The sequence below is a fragment of the Nocardioides sp. Soil796 genome (assembly GCF_001429525.1).
In the GTDB taxonomy this organism is placed as follows: Bacteria; Actinomycetota; Actinomycetes; order Propionibacteriales; family Nocardioidaceae; genus Nocardioides.
Genome location: NZ_LMSQ01000012.1, coordinates 243,430 through 259,597, shown reverse-complemented (window position 1 = coordinate 259,597; position 16,168 = coordinate 243,430). Strand labels below are relative to the sequence as shown.

The following is a 16,168-nucleotide window of genomic DNA, read 5'->3' as shown; positions in this document are numbered from 1 at the left end:
GGCTGGAGGGCCGAAACGTCAGGGAGTATCCCGGCTGGAGGGCCGAAACGTCAGGGAGTATCCAGCGAGAGGGGCCGAAACGTCAGGGAGTATCGAAGGTGGTGCGGATGGAGAGGCGTCGGCGCAGCTCGTCGGTCATGTCGACCAGGTTGCGGCGGATCGTCAGGTCGAGTCCGTCCCGAGCGATCAGCTCGTCAGCCCGGTCGACGGTCGACTGCCGCACCGAGGTGATCGGGAAGAAGTGCTCGGTCACGTCGCCGAGCACCCACCCCGAGTGCACCTTCGCCGCCCCCGGCAGCTCGCTCAGGTAGCGGTCGACGTAGGGCTCGGTGAACGACTCCTGCCCCGGCTGCCAGAGACCGGTGCCGCAGGCGATCAGCTCGTAGTTCGTGGCCGGCGCGGACCCGGTGAACCGGTCCCAGGCCCACGCCTTGCTCTCCGCGTCGGGCCGACCGGAGACCGCGCGGGCATGGTCGACGCGGGCCTTGGTGGTGGGCTCGGCGGCCAGTTCGCCGTCGAGGCCCGCCCGGCTGATCGCGTCGAGCGAGGCCAGCCTGATCAGGATCCGCCAGCGCAGGTCGGCGTCGACGACCACACCGTCAGGAAGATCGGCCGAGTCGAGCCAGGTGCGCAGGGTGGTCACGTCGGCGGCGGAGTCGACCGCTCCCCGGAAGGCGCCCAGCTGCACGGTGCCTCCCGGAGTGGCGACGTCCAGCAGTGAACGGCACGCCGCGTGGAGCCGTGCCAGGGCAGAGGCCGGGTCGTGGCTGAGCCCGGCCACCGTGCCGATCAGGAACGGCAGGGTGCGCAGCGCGTCGTCGTTGGTCTCGGTCGGCAACGATGCCTCGGCCAGGCGTACGACGGACTCGGGGGAGACGCGCGCGTGGTGGAAGCCGGAGCGGACGGAGTTCCAGATGCCCGAGCGGATCGTCAGGTCGGAGGTCGCAGCGATGAGGCGCGGGAAGGCCTCGAGGGAGACGTCGTCGGCCAGCGTGGACGCCCAGGTCTCCATGCCCGGGTCGACCAGGAACGCCGCGTCGTCAGGCACGTCGACCGTGACCTCGTCGGCATCGACGTGCAGCGGAGTGGTGGTCCATCGGCCGTCGGCGTCCGCGGTGGTCACGTGAATGGTGTGGTCACGTGCTTCGGTCTGACCGGCCGGGGGAGTGCGGCGTACGACGCCGGCAGCGCGGTCGAGCTCGAGGGTGTCGGGTCCGGCCGTGCGCAGCCAACGCTCGCTGAACGGCCCGAGGTCGCCGGCGCCGGCGCGTTCCCACGAGGCGAACAGGTCGTGCATGGTCGCGTTGCCGTAGCGGTTGCGGGTGAAGTGGTCGATCACCCCGGCGAAGAAGACGTCGTCGCCGAGGGTCGCGTTCAGCTGCTTGAGGATCGTGGAGCCCTTGGCATAGGAGATGCCGTCGAAGTCCTGCAGGGCGGCGGTCGCGTCGAACGCGCCGTTGCCGGCCACCGGGTGCGTGCTGGGCCGCTGGTCCGCGACGAGTCCCCACTGGCGGCGGGCGTAGCCGTTGTGGATCCAGGCGTCGTCGTACTGCGTGACGTCGGCGGTGACCCGGTTGCCCATGTATTCGGCGAACGACTCGTTGAGCCACAGGTCGTCCCACCACTTGGGCGTGGTGATGTTGCCGAACCACTGGTGCGCCATCTCGTGGGCGACGGTGGTGGCCCGCTGGATGCGCTCTCCGCGGGTGACCTTGCTGGTGAAGAGCAGCGGGTCCCGGTAGGTCACGCATCCCGGGTTCTCCATCGCGCCGGCGTTGAACTCCGGCACGAACGCCTGGTGGTAGTTGCCGAACGGGTAGCGGATGCCGAACAGTCGGTGGAACTCGTCGAAGCACTGCTTGGTCATCGTGAACAGTTCGTCGGCGTCGTCGTCGAGGGAGTGGGCGATCGACTGACGAGAGCTGAGCGAGAGCGGAATGCCGTCGTGCTCGTCGTGGATCACGTGGTAGGGCCCGGCGACCAGGGTCACGAAGTACGTCGACAGCGGCGGGGTCTCGTCGAACTCCCAGGTGCCGGGCTCCACCTGCTTGCCGGGGGCGTTGCCGATCACGGTCCAGTCCAGGGGCGCGCGCACGTGGAAGGTGTAGGGCGCCTTGAGGTCGGGCTGGTCGAAGCACGCGAAGATCGTCGGCGCGGCATCCATGAACGACATTCCGTAGACGTAGCGCCGTCCGTCGGCAGGGTCGACGTGGGCGTGCAGGCCCTCCCCGTCGTTGCGGAACGGCATGACCGCATCGACGACGAGCTCGTTCTCGCCGGCCTGCGTGGCGAGGGGGAGCCGGCCTCGCTCGACCAGGTCGGGGCTCAGCGTCGACCCGTTGAACACGATGCGGTTCACGGCGCTTGCTTTCAGGTCGGCGAACGTCGCGCCGCCGCGGCTGGTGAACCTGATCGTGGTGGTCGAGGCGAACGTCTCGTCACCGGTCGCGAGGTCCAGACGGACGTCGTACGACGTGACGTCGAGCAGGTCGAACCTGGCGACCGCCTCGGTCTGCTGCAGGCTGCGGAAGGGAGTTTCGGCGGAAGACACGGCATCACCCTACGAGGCGCGTCCTCACCCGCCGCATGGTGGCTGAGATCACCCCTGAACGGGCCGATCGGCGGTGCTGGCTCCCGTAGAATGTAAGAGGCACCCTGCCTGAAGTACTTATTACACCAATCACCTGCGTCAACGATGACGCGAGAGGACGAGAAGGATCATGAAGGCCCAGTTGTACGTCGCCCAGGGAATCATCGCCGGGCGGATCCACCAGACCCAGGACACCATCGCGGTCCGGGCGCTGGAGGCAGCCCGCGCCGAGGCGCGTCGCGAACGACGTCGGCTGCGCGGCCTCTGATCCGTCAGGAGTCATGAGCGACGCAGGGCCCGGGAGCGATCCCGGGCCCTGCGGCCATTTCGGGGTTGGGTCCTGACATTTGTGATGGCGGGATCGTGAGTGCTGACCGAGGTGGAGAGGCCTTCGCTCACTGACAGCCCGCGACGGGTCGCGTGTGGCCGTGGTGGCCAAGCGGCTGCACCTCAGCGAGGGCACGGTGCGCAACCACCTCTCGGCCGCGATCGGCAAGACCGGCGCCGACAACCGCTGCTCGGCCGTACGAACGGCCGAGCAGAACGGCTGGCTCTAGGAAATGAGCGCAGGGCCCGGGAGACCCCGGGCCCTGCCTTCTTCGTGGTTCTGCTCAGGCCTGGACGGTGAGCGAGAACTGCACGCCACCGGCCTGGTCGACTGCGGCGTCGAGCACCTTGTCGTCGAGCTGCTGGGCAGCATCCTCGTCGAGGAAGATGGTCGCACCGTCCTGCTCGACGGTCTGGTCACCGGGCTCAGGGGCGGGCGCGGCGTTGACCGCGAAAGCCGGCTCGGGGGTGTCGTCACTGGTGATGCGGAGTCCTGCGGCCTCGTCGCCTGCTTGGGCGGCGATGTCCTTGACGATCGTGCTGGCGTTCTCGGTGAGGGTGAGCATGTGCTCTCCTTCGCTGATTGCGGGCATGACCCCTCCACCCTTGCGCGGTCGGGCGGCTCACGCAAACGCGGCGGGTCTGGCAGGCTCGGTGCATGACTGATTCCGACACCCTGCGCAGCATCGACCTGACCCGCATCGGCGACGGCCGCTACAAGGCGGTCAACCGTCGCGGGGGAGTGCTCCCCATCGGCTCGGGCGACGACCCCGACTTCACCCCGGTGGAGCTGTTGCTCGCCGCGCTGGCGGGCTGCAGCGCGATCGACGTCGACGCGATCACCGGCAAGCGTGCAGCCCCCGTCGCGTTCGACGTACACGCGGAGGGCGACAAGATCCGTGACGAGCAGGGCAACCACCTGACCAACCTGAAGGTGACCTTCGACGTGGTCTTCCCCGAGGGGGAGGGCGGCGACGCGGCCCGGGAGTTCCTGCCCCGCGCGGTCGCCATGTCACGTGACCGGCTGTGCACGGTGAGCCGCACCGTGCAGATCGGCGTGCCCGTCGAGTTCACGCCCGACGCGTGACCGGTCCCGCATAGGGTGCCGCCCATGGCCCGACATCGACGCACGCCGTGGACCACGGCGCAGATGCCCGCCCAGGACGGACGACGCTTCGTCGTCACCGGTGCCACCGGAGGCCTTGGACTCGAGCTGACCCGCGCGCTGGCCACGGCCGGTGCCGAGGTGGTGATGGCGGTCCGCGACACCGCGAAGGGCGAGGCCGGGGCCGAGCGGGTGCGCCGGACCGGCGCACCCGGCCGGATCGAGGTGCGCTGGCTCGATGTCGCCGACCTGGGCTCGGTGCACGCGTTCGCCAGCAACCTCGATCGCCTCGACGTGCTGGTCAACAACGCCGGCATCATGGCCGTTCCCGAGTCGCGCACGGTCGACGGGTTCGAGTCGCAGATCGGTACGAACCACCTGGGCCACTTCGCCCTGACGAACCTGCTGCTGCCACGGCTCCACGACCGGGTCGTGGTGGTCTCGTCGGCCTCCCACCGCAGCGGCACGATCGAGGTCGACGACCTCGACTTCGCCCGACGCGGCTACGTCCCCTATGCGGCGTACGCACAGTCGAAGCTGGCGAACCTGCTGTTCCTCGCCGAGCTCGACCGGCGCCTCGCGGCGACCGACTCCGACGTGCGCGCGGTCGGAGCACACCCGGGCTACACGGCGACCGGAATCCATGGCGGCACGGGGAACAAGGCCTTCACCCGGTTGGGCAGCCTGGGCAACGCGCTGATCGGCATGAAGCCGTCGCAGGGCGCGCAGCCGCTCCTGTACGCCGCCACCGGGGACCTGCCCGGCAACAGCTATGTCGGTCCGCACGGCCCCGGTGAGCTGCTCGGCCACCCGACCCTTGTCGGTCGCTCCGAAATGGCGAACGACCCCGACCTCGCCAGTGCGTTGTGGCGGAAGTCCGAGTCGCTCACGGGAGTCACGTTCCCGCTGTGACCATCGGTGTGGTCAGTCGTCGACCTCGTCGATGGTGACCGGCACCTTCGGGGCGCCGTCGGCGGTGCCGCTGTCGGTGCCCTTGGCGGCCACCTTCTGGAGCAGCTTGATGCTCGCGGTGTCGAACGTGCCGAAGACGGTGTACGCCGGGGACAGCGCTGCGGACGAGTCCTTGTAGACCATGAAGAACTGCGATCCGTTGGTGCCCGGGCCGGCGTTGGCCATCGCGAGGGTGCCGGCCGGGTACTTCTCCGTGCCGGCCAGCTCGTCGTCGAACTGGTAGCCGGGGCCGCCCATGCCGGTGCCGGTCGGGTCACCGCACTGGAGGACGTAGATGCCCTGGGTGGTCACCCGGTGGCAGCTGGTGTCGTCGAAGTAGTCCTGGTCGGCCAGCGAGAGGAACGAGTTGACCGTGCAGGGAGTCTTCTTGGCGTTCAGTGTGGCCTTGATGTCACCGGCGCTGGTCTCGATGGTGACGTGGACCAGGCCCTTCTTCTTCGGGTCGCCGGGTGGGGGGTCGACCTCCTTGGCCGGCTGCGTGCCGTCCGCGTCGTAGGCGCACGCTCCCGCGGCGGGCGTGGTCTCCGCGGGCGTCGACGGGTCGGCGGTCTCGCTCGGGTCCGTCGTGGCACTGGCGGAAGGGTCGCCCGCGACGGTGTCGTCGTCCTTGTCACCGCCGTCGTCCGAACAGGCCGCGAGGGAGAAGAGGGTCAGTGCGGCCATCGCGGCCAGGCTTCGCTTGAACATGCGGCGATGGTAGCCAGCGAGGCATTAGGCTGCCACGCAGGTTGCCTCGGACGGTTTCCCGTCCGGCTGTCTCGGCAGGGGGATCGCGCGCGAGTGAGCGAATCCACGATGCAGCGCGGAAGTCCCTCCTCGCTCTCCACCCCGGCCTTCGTGGGCAGGGCAGAAGAGCTGTCGCGGATCAACGAGGTGCTGGTGCGCGCCGATCGCGCGCTCGTCCTCATCGAGGGCGAGACAGGCATCGGCAAGACTCGCCTTGTCCAAGAGCTGTTGCGCACGCACGTCGACGTGCTCGTGGTCGCGTGCCCTGCCTACAGCCGTTCGTTCACCCTCGCGCCGGTCATCGACGCGCTCCGGGACACGGTCGGTGACGTACGCCGGCTCTCGCTCACCCCGCTCGCCGGTGCACTGAGGCCGTTGTTCCCCGAGTGGGGCCCTCATCTACCGCCGAGCCCGGAGGCCCTCTCCGATCCTGCCGCCTCCCAGCACCGGATCTTCCGTGCCCTTGCCGAGCTGGTCGACGCCCTGGCACCCGGCCTTCTCGTGGTCGACGACGCGCACTGGGCCGACCCGGCCACCCTCGACCTGCTCCTCTTCCTGGCGTCCCGCCCGACGGCCGCCCACCGAATTGTGCTGACCTACCGGCCCTCGGAGCTGGAGGCAACCTCCAACTTGCACCGTCTCACCGGCAAGGCGCCGACGGGGACGAGCATGCTACGGATCGGCCTCGCCAGTCTCGGTGTCGACGACACCCGCCAGATGGTGTCGTCGATGCTGCAGGAGCGACCGGTCACCGGAGCGTTCGCCGAGTTCCTCCATGCCCGCACGGAGGGTGTGCCGCTCGCCCTCGAGGAGACTGTCCGTCTGCTGCACGACCGGGCTGACCTGACCCGCAGGGACGGCGAGTGGGTGCGTCGCCACCTCGACCGGATCGAGGTGCCGCCTACGGTGCGTGACGGAGTACTCGAGCGGTACCGGCGGCTCGGCGCGGAGGCACGAGGCGTCCTCCGGGCAGCCGCGACGTTCGGGGATGCCGTCGACGAGGCGACGTTGGTTGCCATGTCGGGACTGTCTCCGGACGAGGTCAGCAAGGGCCTCGACGAAGCGCTGACCGTGTTGATGCTCGAGGTCCGTGGCTCGCAGTTCCGGTTCCGCCATGTCCTGGTCGGGCAGGCCGTGTACGACGCGATCTCGCCCTCGGAGGCACGGCGTGGCCACCGGATTGCCGGCGAGGTCCTGGAGCAGAGGGAGCGGCCGCCGCTTGCCCGGCTCGCCGCGCACTTCCGCAGGGCGGGGGACGTGCCCCGGTGGTGCCGGTACGCCGAGCAGGCGGCCGAGCTCGCCTCGTCCAGCGGGGACGAGACGACCGCTGTCTCACTGCTCCTCGAGGTCGTGTTGCACGCGGAGCTGTTGCCCGCCGAGCTCGCCAGGTTGGCCGACAAGATCACCTACAGCGCAGCAGTCGGCGTCGAGCGCCTCCACGGACTGGTGGCGACCCTGCGTCGCGCTGTCGATGCTGGTGACGTCGCACCGCAGGTGCGCGGTTTGCTGAGGTTCCAGCTCGGCAGGGCGCTCAGCAATGCGGGGGACTACGTGCAGTCAAGGAACGAGCTCGAGCTCGCAATCCCAGACCTCGCCGACGCGGAGACCGCGCTCCGGGCGATGCTGATGCTCGGGTCACCGTTCGGCACGGACTGGTCGGGGTCACGCCACCTGGAGTGGCTCGACCGGGCGCAACGGGTCGAGCCGCCGGTGAGGCGAAGTGACCGCACACGGGTGTTGGTCGACCGTGTCACGGCCCTGCTGGGCCTCGGGCAACCGTCCGGGTGGGACGAGGCCGCGCACCTCCCGGACGACACCGCCGACGCCCAGGAGCGGGACCACCTGGTGCGCGGGCACGTGAACCTGAGCGACGTCGCGATGTTGTGGGGTCGGTTCGACGTCGCTGGGCGGTCACTGGCGCGTGCGGAGCACCTGGCTCGCGGCGGCGGCTACCCGCGGGTCGACGACCTGCTCATGCTCAACCGTGCGCGGTTCGACTGGCTCACCGGCACGTGGGACGGCCTCGCCGCGCGAGTCGAACACCTTGCGGACAACGAGGACATCCCGCCACACACGCGTCTCGAGCCGCTCGTGGTCGCGATCGGCCTGCAGTTCGCCTCGGCACCGGAGGGGACGGCCCGGCCTCGCCTGGAGCACGCCTGGGAGCTGGCTCGACAGTTCCCGTTGGAGCCGATCACGATCGAGGCCGGGAGCCTGCTCGCCCTGCGCCACCTCATTGCCGGGCGCCTCGACGACGCCCTCCGGGTCTCCTCCGACGCCCTGGCGATGGTCCGTCTCAAGCAACTGTGGCTGTGGGCATCGGAGTTGGCACCCGTGCGGGTGGCGGCACTGCTGGCAGGCGGTGACGCGAAGGCAGCCCGATCCTTGACCGTGGAGTGCGAGCGGGGCATCCGGGGACGCGGGATCCCAGCCGCAGAGGCGGGCCTGGCAACCTGCAAGGCGATGCTCGCCGAGCGCGACGACGACGTGGCACTCGCCGGAGCGGCCTACCAACGCGCAGTGGACGCCTGGAGCCGGATGCCTCGCCCACATCCGGCCCTCCTGGTTCGCGAGCGCTGGGCTCGGCACGAGCTCGCCGTCGGTGCCACCGAGCCGGGGATCGCTCGACTGTCCGCGGTGTTCGACGGCCTCGCCGACCTCGGTGCACGGGCCGATGCGACGCGGGTGCTCGAGACCTTGGCCGAACACGGCGTGGAGCGAAGTCGGCCGTGGTGGGGCGGACGCACCGGTTATGGAGCCAACCTCTCGCCGCGCGAGCGCGAGGTGGTGCGGTTGGTGGCGCAGGGGAGGACCAACCGGGAGGTGGCCGAGGCACTGTTCCGCTCTCCCCACACGGTCTCGACCCAGTTGAGCTCAGCGATGCGCAAGCTCGGCGTCTCGTCGCGACGCGATCTGGTCGTGCCTGACTGAGCCGACCACGGGTTCAGTTTGGTGCGCCGAGGCTCGACATTGGTACGTCGAGGGTCACCACGGTGTCGCGCCGAGCGTTTGACTGTCGACCATGACCGATCCGCTCGCCAACCGCCCCCGTCCGGGTCAGCCCGACCCCGAACCCGCGGACGACGACTACGAACCGGTCTGAGCTCACCTTCATCCTCATCGACAGGAAGTCGTCATGCCTCACCACTCCCGTCCCCGCGCCCGCCATCGCCTGGTCCGCGGCCTCATTCTGGTCGCGCTGTCGCTCGCCCTGGCAGTGACCACCCTCGGCCAGCAACCCACGAACGCCCAGCCGTCAGCGTCGCCCACCGGCGCGGTCGACCCGGGAGCCAAGATCGCTCCAGCCCTCCAGCGCAAGTTCGACACGGACGCGACCGAGCCGCGCGACTTCTGGATCAGCTTCGACGCCGACGCCGACACCAGCGCCGCATCCACGGTGGGTGACTGGGCCAGGCGCGGCCAACAGGTCGTCGACCGGCTCAGGAGCACCGCCAAGACCGCCCAGGCCGACACGATCGCCGCACTCGACGCAGCCGGTGCGGACTACACGGCGTACTGGATCACCAATGCCATCCGGGTCCACGGCGGCGACTACACGTTGGCCTTGAGCCTTGCGGGGTCCACCGACGTGGAGCGCATCTTCGCACCGGTCAGCTACACGGAGCCGGAGCCGGTGAAGCAGGAGCTCACCGGACGGATGAGCACCCACGACGCCGCACCCGAGTGGGGTGTCCGCGACATCAAGGCCGATCAGGTGTGGCAGAAGTACGGCGCCCGCGGTGACGGCATCGTCGTGGCCAGCATCGACACCGGCACCGAGCTGGACCACCCGGCACTGGTGGAGCACTACCGGGGCAGCAACGGGGACGGCACGTTCACCAACGACTACAACTGGCTCGACACCACGGGTGCCTCCGACTTCCCCACGGACGCACACGGGCACGGCACGCACACCATGGGCACGATGGTCGGCGACGACGGTGCCGCCAACCAGGTCGGCGTAGCACCCGGGGCCAAGTGGATCGAGGCGAACGGCTGCTGTGCCTCGGACGAGACACTGCTGGCTGCCTCCCAGTGGATGCTGGCCCCCACCAAGACGGACGGCACCGCGCCCGACCCCGCGAAACGGCCGCACGTGGTGAACAACTCCTGGGGTTCCGAGAACCCGGCCACGGACCCGTTCCTCGAAGACATCCAGCAGGCGTGGGCCGACTCCGGGATCTTCGGGGTCTGGTCCAACGGCAACCTCGGCCCGGCCTGCAACACGGCCAGCTCACCCGGCAGTCGCACCCTCAACTACGCGGTCGGTGCCACCACCGAAGCCGGGACCATCGCCAGCTTCTCCAGTCGCGGCACGGGACAGGACGGCGAGATCAAGCCGAACATCGCGGCTCCCGGGGCAAGTGTGCGCTCGAGCTACCCGGGCGGCCGCTACGCCTCGATGAGCGGGACGTCGATGGCGGCCCCCCACGTCTCCGGCTCGGTGGCGCTACTGCTCTCCGCCCACCCCGAGCTGATCGGCAACGTGGCACAGATCCGGCAGCTCCTCGACGAAACCGCGATCGACACCGCCGACGACCAGTGCGGCGGCACCGATGCCGACAACAACGTCTACGGCGAGGGCCGGCTCGACGCGCTCGCCCTCGTGGAGGCGGTCGACTCCGGTGAGTCGGGCGCGATCGACGGAACGGTCACCGACGACGGCGGCGAGCCCGTCGAGGGCGCCGCGGTCACCCTGACCGGCGGTGCGGGCCAACGTTCGACCCGCACCGGCAGCGACGGCGCCTACGGAGTCGCCGAGCTCCCGATCGGCACCTACCAGGCGACCGTCACGGCTTTCGGGTTCGCACCGGGGAAGGTCACCATCGAGGTGACCTCCGGCCAGAGCACGACCACGAACGTCTCCCTGGCTGCCGCCGAGGGCTTCACGGTCAGCGGTGTCATCACTGACAGGACGACCGGGAAGCCGATCGCCGGCACGGCGAGCGTGATCGGATCGCGCTACTCGGCCACCGCCGACGCCTCGGGGCACTTCGCGATCAAGGGAGTGCCGGGACCTCGGAACTACACCGTCCGCATCGACGACGGCGGAGCCTGTGCCACGCCGGTCTACCGCAGCCTCGAGATCACCGGCGACGCGGCGATCGCACCGGTCGAGCTGCGTCGCCGGACCGACGAGCCGGCGAGCCCGGCCGGCTGGAACGGGGGACCGTACGGCTACTCCTGCCTGTTGGAGCCCACGAAGTGGATCAAGGGCACCACGGAGATCGAGAAGCCTGACGTCTATGACACGACGGCGGTCCGTCTGCCGTTCAGGTTCTCCTACTTCGGCAAGGACTACTCCACCATCTACGCCAGTCCCACCAGCCTCGCCCAAGTCGGGTTCTGGACCTCTCCTTACAACAGCGCCACGTATCCGTACGCCGAGTACGGCATCGACACCCTCATCCGCGGGATCGTGCCGAGCTTGGGACCGATCGCCTCCGACGACGGCTCCGCCAAGCTGCTGACCCGCACCACGGGCACGGCGCCGAACCGCGCGTTCACGATCGAGTTCCGCGACTTCACGGTGCTCAACAGCCCCGACACCCGGATGAGCTACGAGGTCACGTTGCACGAGGACGGCGACATCGTCTTCGCCTACGACGGCATCGACCCGGCGAACCTGCTCGAGCGGGGCCAGCAGACCGAGGTCTCGATGCAGGACCACAGTCCCGACGGCCGCGCCGGCCTGAGGACCCAGTTCCTCTACTCGGTGAACGAGCCGATCCTCGGCAGTGACCGACAGATCAGGTTCAGCCTGCCCGCGAACGGCTTCGTCAGCGGCCTGGTGACCGACAAGCGCACCGGCGCCGCCGTCGCGAATGCAAGCGTCGACCTCGTCGACGCCAACGGGTGGCTCACCCAGCGCGCCTTCACCAACGCGGCCGGTCGCTACCGGTTCCAGCTGATGGCCGGCCGGAACTACACCGTCTCGGTCCTCAAGCGCCCCGGCTATGCAGCGCAGAGGGCCTCGGTGAGGGTGACCAGGGACCGACAGACGATCATGCTCCGGACGCCGTTGTCCGGGGGGAGGATGACGCTCCCGACGTCGGTGACCGCGAAGCGAGGCAGGGCCGTCAGGGTGAGCCTCAAGAACACCGGCAGTGCAGCCCTGCGCTGGCGGGCCTCTCTGGCCCTCCCGGCGACGTCGGGACCCAAGCCGGGCACCGAGGTGGGCAGGACGGACTACGGCAAGGCAGCGATCGCCGTCGAGGAGGTCGACGGGCAGTACTGGGTCGGTGACGTGCTGGCGCACAGGGCCGTCGAGGTCACCTCGACCGGCAGTCCCACCGGGAGGACGATCCCGCTGGCCCCGGTCGCCGAGGCGCTGGGTGTGACCGACGACCTGACCCTGACTCCCGCGGACCTCGCCTGGGTGCCGTCCCGCGGCATGTTGTGCATGACCTTCTACAACTTCACCAACGACATCGCCTGTGTGGATCCTGACCGGGTCAGCGCTCATGACATCGCCGTGGTCGAGACCGGCCTCCGAAGTGCACTTTCCGTCCAGGGCCTGGCGTACGACGCGGAGCGGGACCGGTTCTTCGTGATCGCCGGGGCACGTTCGGGCGGCTGGCAGCACCAGGTGCGCACGATCGCCGGGCTGGAGCACCCCAACACTGGTGACGTGCTGGGCAGGTGCACCTATGCCCGTCAGGGGCAGGGCCTGGGTTAGAACCCTGACTCTCAGGCACTCTGGACCCACACCCAGGACATCACGGGTATTCCGCTGAAACGCAACATGTCGAAGTTCCGTCAGGTCGACCCGGCCACCTGCGCGGAGCAGGCGACGGTGAACGTGCCGTCGTACTCGATGCCCGGGATGCCGAGCACGTCCCTCGACCTCGACGAGCACGGTGACCTGGTCGCGATGTTCTTCGCCAGCGGGACGATCGTGACCGTGAGGACGAGCGACCCGATCACCCGGCAGCCCCGGTGGATCTCGGTGCCGACGGACACGGGTGCCGTGGGCGTGAACAAGACGGTGAGCATCCCGGTGCGCATCAACTGGGCCGCCGTACCGAAGGGAGTCAAGCAGGTGAATCTGGTCCTGCGTGGCAACGGCGGTGCGCGGCCGACCCGAGTCGTGCCGATCACTCTGCGCCGCTAGTCGCGCCGGTCACCGGTGAGGTGGTCGTGTGCCCCGGCAGGTTCTGCCGGCGGTGCGCGACCACCCACGGCCACGTCATCAGCGCCCACACCGTGGCCACGATCACGACCTCGATCACGACGTACGACGGCCACGGGCCGAGGTAGTCCAGGACCGAGCCGCTGCTGGGCTTGTGGTTCAGGAACCCGTAGTTCGTGCCGGTGATCGCGTTGAAGGTGAACACCGACACGGCCCAGGTGAGCGTGGTGGCCACGGTGGTGGCGTAGTCGCGCCAGGCGGGCTTGAGGCCGAGGCCCCACACCAGGTAGATCGCAGCCCACACGATGAGCATGTGCATGCCCCAGAAGCCGATGTACTTCGGGTTGGGGAAGTCGGCGGTGAGCCACGGCGTGAGCAGCCCCTGGGTGGTCAGCACCAGCCCCCAGAAGTAGGTCAGGGCGACGAAGAACCTGTGGTGGGTCAGCAGGGCGAGCACCGCGGCGATCCAGGCGAAGTCGCACAGCTGCAGGGGGAGCGTGGTGTTGAAGGAGAACTGCGACGGCATGAAGTCGACCAGCTGCATCGGGATCGTGAAGCCCATGATCGCGAAGGCGAACCAGCGGCTGACCCGCCGTGGGTCCGCGGCACCGCGCTGGGCGCGACCGAGCAGGACCACCGGCCAGATGCCGGCGGCGAACAGCGCGAGCATCAGCAGGTGGCTGGGACCGAAGGTCACGAAGGTCGAGGCAGTCATCGGGTTCATGCCTTCAACTCTCGTGCCCGGACCGCTTCGGGACATCCGTGCGGGTACTCAGTTCGGGCTGGGTGCCACCACACCCGGACGTAGGCCGTGTCACGGCCTAGGCTCGACGGCGTGGCGCCGACGTGGCCGATGGCGGTCGTGGGCCTGTTGCTCGTGGCGAGCGCGTGCGACGGGTCGTCGCCGGCCAGCGCCCCGTCGACGCGTGCCGACAGCCCTCGCTCGACGGGTCCCCGGGTGGTCCTGGAGCATCGTGGTCCGCAGCCGTCGGACGGCATGCCGCGACGCGCGACGGTGCGGATCCCGAGAATCGGGCTGGCCGGACTGGTCGTGGAGCCCTACCGGGGACGCCCGGACGACGCACCGGGCACCCGCCTCCAGGACCGCGGCCTCGGCGCCAGTCCTCACGGGCCACGCGGCGGCACGGGTCCGGGCGGGGTCGGCAACTACCTGGTCACCGCTCACCGCACGTCGAGCACGCGGGCTTTCGCCCGGCTTCCGGAGCTGCGACGAGGTGACCGGGTCGTGGTGGAGGCGGCAGGGGTGCGCTACGTCTACGAGATCCGGCTGACCCGGTCGACCTCGTTCCGCTCCGACCGTTCGCGGGCACGCCAGGAGGCCGCTGTTCCCGGCCGGCCCGGAGCCGCCCCGACGAGGGCGATGGTCACGCTCTCGACCTGCGCGACGCAGGAGGACCACACGGCCGGCAACTACTGGTCCGACGAGTTCCACAACCCCGAGCACCGCATCGACAAGGTCGGCGTGCTGGTCGCCTCGGGACCCGTCAGGCGGAGGTCTCCAGCGACGCGGCGATGAAGCCGGACTCGACGAGCTCGTCGACGACCTCGCGCAGGAAGGCGACGGTGGTCGGCTGCCGGCTCACCGTGGTGCCGACCGCCTGGCGGATCTGCATGAACGGCTCGTCGATGAGCCGCAGGTCGTCGTGCTCCTCGACGTACGCCGTGAGGGGCTGGCGGATGCCCGCGGCGACCTCGAGGCTCTCGCTGCGGAAGACGTCGACGCCCTCGGCCCCGCGCACGATCTCCGCTCGCTGCAGCGAGCGGCTCAGGTGCAGGTCGTACGCCGAGCCGTGCTTGACGCCCACCCGCACGCCGGGTTGATCGATCTCGTCCAGGGCGTGCAGCGGGGAGTCGCGCGGCACGGCGAAGACGCCCTCGATCACGACATAGGGCTCCGTGAACGCGACTTCCGTGGCCCGGGCCGGGTCGATGGCCAGGAAGCACAGGTCGGCGGCACCCGTGGCCATTGCCTCGAACGACTTGCGGGCTGCGTCGAAGCAGAGGAACTCGACCGGGACCTCGAGGCGTCGCGCGATCTCGCGGGCGATGTCGACGGTCACGCCGCGCGGCTCCGCGGCGGTGCCCTGCGCCAGCACGGGATTGCCCAGGTTGATCGAGGCACGCAGGGTGCCGGTCGGGGCGAGGTCCTCAATTATGGTCATGCCGATGACGCTACCGGCGGGCCAGCAGCACCATGACCTCGTGGTGCCCGGTCTGGGGGAACATGTCGAACAGGCCCGCGGTGCGGACGTCGTACGACGGCAGGGCGGCCAGGTCGCGGGCCAGTGTGGTGACGTTGCAGCTGGAGTAGATGACGTGGGCCGGTCCGCCGGTCTCCAGCCGCCCACAGAGCTCGGGCCCGATGCCGCGTCGGGGCGGGTTGACGACGACGAGGTCGGGGGTGGCGTCCATGAGGTGTTGCGTGGCGTCGCCGGCGTGCCATTCGCTGGTCAGCCCCTCGGGGAGCTCGGTTGCGCTGCGCCGCGCGCTCAGGATGGCGTCGGCCGACGACTCGACTCCGATCACGTGGTGGGCGCCGTGTCCCAGTGCGTGCAGGCCGAACCCGCCGACACCGCAGTAGAGGTCGAGCACCGTGCTCGGTCGCAGCGCGCTGATCCACGCTCGGGCCCGGGCGTAGAGAGCCTCGGCGATGAACGTGTTGGTCTGGAAGAAGCTGCGTGGTCGCAGGTGCAGGGTGACGTCGTTGACCCGCATCGGCAGGGTGTCGAGGTCGGTCAGGACCTCCTCGTCCGGGCCCTCGAGCACGGCCTTGTGCTCCGGCTGCAGGTTGACGCTCACGACGCGGGTCTCCGGCACCCGCTCGCGAATGACGTCCAGTCCCTCGCGGATCCGCCGGAGCTGGCCGGGGGAGCGGAGCACGAACCGCAGCATCACCTCGCCGTCGGGGGAGTGGGTGACCAGCAGGTGCTTGAGCTCACCGGTGCGCCCCGGCACGTCGTACGGCGTGAGGCCGAGGTCGGCGACGACTGCCGGGAGTCGGTGCACGACGTCGGCCAGACCCGGTTCATAGAGCCCGCAGCCGGTCAGGTCGACGCCGCGCTGACCACCGTCGAGGATGCCGAGCGTCGGCTCGCCACGGCGTCCGCCGACGACCAGCTTCGCCTTGTTGCGGAAGGCCGACTCGGCGCCGGTCACCGGTTCGGTCCACGAGAGGCGCGGGCCGAGGGCGTCGGCCACGGTTGCCTGTTTGCGTGCGACTTGCTCGGCGTGGTCGACGCCCATGTGCGTGCACGAGCGGCACACACCCGCGTCGAAGTAGCCACATTGCACGCCG

At 69.7% G+C, this 16,168-nt stretch carries 14 protein-coding genes; 8 read left to right on the top strand and 6 right to left on the bottom strand.

From position 1 onward, the window contains the following. Positions 1–82: 82 nt before the first annotated feature. Entirely contained in the window at positions 83–2,551 is a 2,469-nt protein-coding gene (pepN, locus tag ASH02_RS05250) for an aminopeptidase N (protein ID WP_057294395.1), read from the bottom strand. A gap of 169 nt (positions 2,552–2,720) precedes the next feature. Here pepN and ASH02_RS25955 point away from each other — a divergent pair, with 169 nt between their 5' ends. Both ASH02_RS25955 and ASH02_RS25505 read left to right on the top strand, forming a co-directional pair. Then, complete coding sequence (locus ASH02_RS25955) at positions 2,721–2,858, top strand: hypothetical protein (protein ID WP_156388658.1); 138 nt, start codon at positions 2,721–2,723, stop codon at positions 2,856–2,858. Positions 2,859–3,012: 154 nt separating this feature from the next. After that, positions 3,013–3,147, top strand: a complete 135-nt coding sequence (locus ASH02_RS25505; RefSeq protein ID WP_268793370.1) for a LuxR C-terminal-related transcriptional regulator — start codon at positions 3,013–3,015, stop codon at positions 3,145–3,147. Positions 3,148–3,201: 54 nt separating this feature from the next. Here ASH02_RS25505 and ASH02_RS05245 read toward each other — a convergent pair whose 3' ends face one another. Next, positions 3,202–3,510 carry a Fe-S cluster assembly protein HesB gene (locus ASH02_RS05245; RefSeq protein WP_235530081.1) on the bottom strand — a complete coding sequence of 103 codons (309 nt, stop codon included), beginning with the start codon at positions 3,508–3,510 and terminating at the stop codon, positions 3,202–3,204. Positions 3,511–3,575: 65 nt separating this feature from the next. On the opposite strand from ASH02_RS05245, the gene ASH02_RS05240 reads away from it, so the two are divergent. Both ASH02_RS05240 and ASH02_RS05235 read left to right on the top strand, forming a co-directional pair. After that, on the top strand, positions 3,576–4,004 hold the full coding sequence (locus ASH02_RS05240; protein WP_056678368.1) for an OsmC family protein: 429 nt from the start codon (positions 3,576–3,578) through the stop codon (positions 4,002–4,004). A gap of 24 nt (positions 4,005–4,028) precedes the next feature. Further along, on the top strand, positions 4,029–4,934 hold the full coding sequence (locus ASH02_RS05235) for an oxidoreductase (RefSeq protein WP_056891169.1): 906 nt from the start codon (positions 4,029–4,031) through the stop codon (positions 4,932–4,934). Positions 4,935–4,946: 12 nt separating this feature from the next. Here ASH02_RS05235 and ASH02_RS05230 read toward each other — a convergent pair whose 3' ends face one another. After that, the gene (locus ASH02_RS05230; protein ID WP_057294394.1) at positions 4,947–5,681 is read right to left on the bottom strand and encodes a peptidylprolyl isomerase; all 735 of its coding nucleotides are present in this window, start codon (positions 5,679–5,681) and stop codon (positions 4,947–4,949) included. Between the two features lie 93 nt (positions 5,682–5,774). On the opposite strand from ASH02_RS05230, the gene ASH02_RS05225 reads away from it, so the two are divergent. The 3 genes from ASH02_RS05225 (at position 5,775) to ASH02_RS05215 (ending at position 12,834) form a co-directional block, all read left to right on the top strand. After that, the gene (locus ASH02_RS05225) at positions 5,775–8,651 is read left to right on the top strand and encodes a helix-turn-helix transcriptional regulator (protein WP_162262575.1); all 2,877 of its coding nucleotides are present in this window, start codon (positions 5,775–5,777) and stop codon (positions 8,649–8,651) included. A gap of 205 nt (positions 8,652–8,856) precedes the next feature. Beyond that, positions 8,857–12,399 carry a S8 family serine peptidase gene (locus ASH02_RS05220; RefSeq protein ID WP_057294392.1) on the top strand — a complete coding sequence of 1,181 codons (3,543 nt, stop codon included), beginning with the start codon at positions 8,857–8,859 and terminating at the stop codon, positions 12,397–12,399. A gap of 66 nt (positions 12,400–12,465) precedes the next feature. Beyond that, positions 12,466–12,834 (top strand): hypothetical protein, encoded by a 369-nt coding sequence (locus ASH02_RS05215; protein WP_057294391.1) that lies wholly within the window; start codon positions 12,466–12,468, stop codon positions 12,832–12,834. Here the strand turns inward: ASH02_RS05215 and ASH02_RS05210 are convergent. After that, on the bottom strand, positions 12,818–13,576 hold the full coding sequence (locus tag ASH02_RS05210; RefSeq protein WP_057294390.1) for a YwaF family protein: 759 nt from the start codon (positions 13,574–13,576) through the stop codon (positions 12,818–12,820). The two genes, ASH02_RS05215 and ASH02_RS05210, sit on opposite strands and share 17 nt — an antisense overlap. A 111-nt stretch (positions 13,577–13,687) precedes the next feature. On the opposite strand from ASH02_RS05210, the gene ASH02_RS05205 reads away from it, so the two are divergent. Continuing rightward, on the top strand, positions 13,688–14,389 hold the full coding sequence (locus ASH02_RS05205; protein ID WP_235538989.1) for a sortase domain-containing protein: 702 nt from the start codon (positions 13,688–13,690) through the stop codon (positions 14,387–14,389). On the opposite strand, the gene ASH02_RS05200 is transcribed toward ASH02_RS05205, so the two are convergent. Then, entirely contained in the window at positions 14,358–15,035 is a 678-nt protein-coding gene (locus ASH02_RS05200; protein WP_057294388.1) for a transporter substrate-binding domain-containing protein, read from the bottom strand. The two genes, ASH02_RS05205 and ASH02_RS05200, sit on opposite strands and share 32 nt — an antisense overlap. Positions 15,036–15,045: 10 nt before the next feature. Continuing rightward, the gene (locus tag ASH02_RS05195; protein ID WP_057294387.1) at positions 15,046–16,164 is read right to left on the bottom strand and encodes a methyltransferase domain-containing protein; all 1,119 of its coding nucleotides are present in this window, start codon (positions 16,162–16,164) and stop codon (positions 15,046–15,048) included. Between the last annotated feature and the right edge of the window lie 4 nt (positions 16,165–16,168).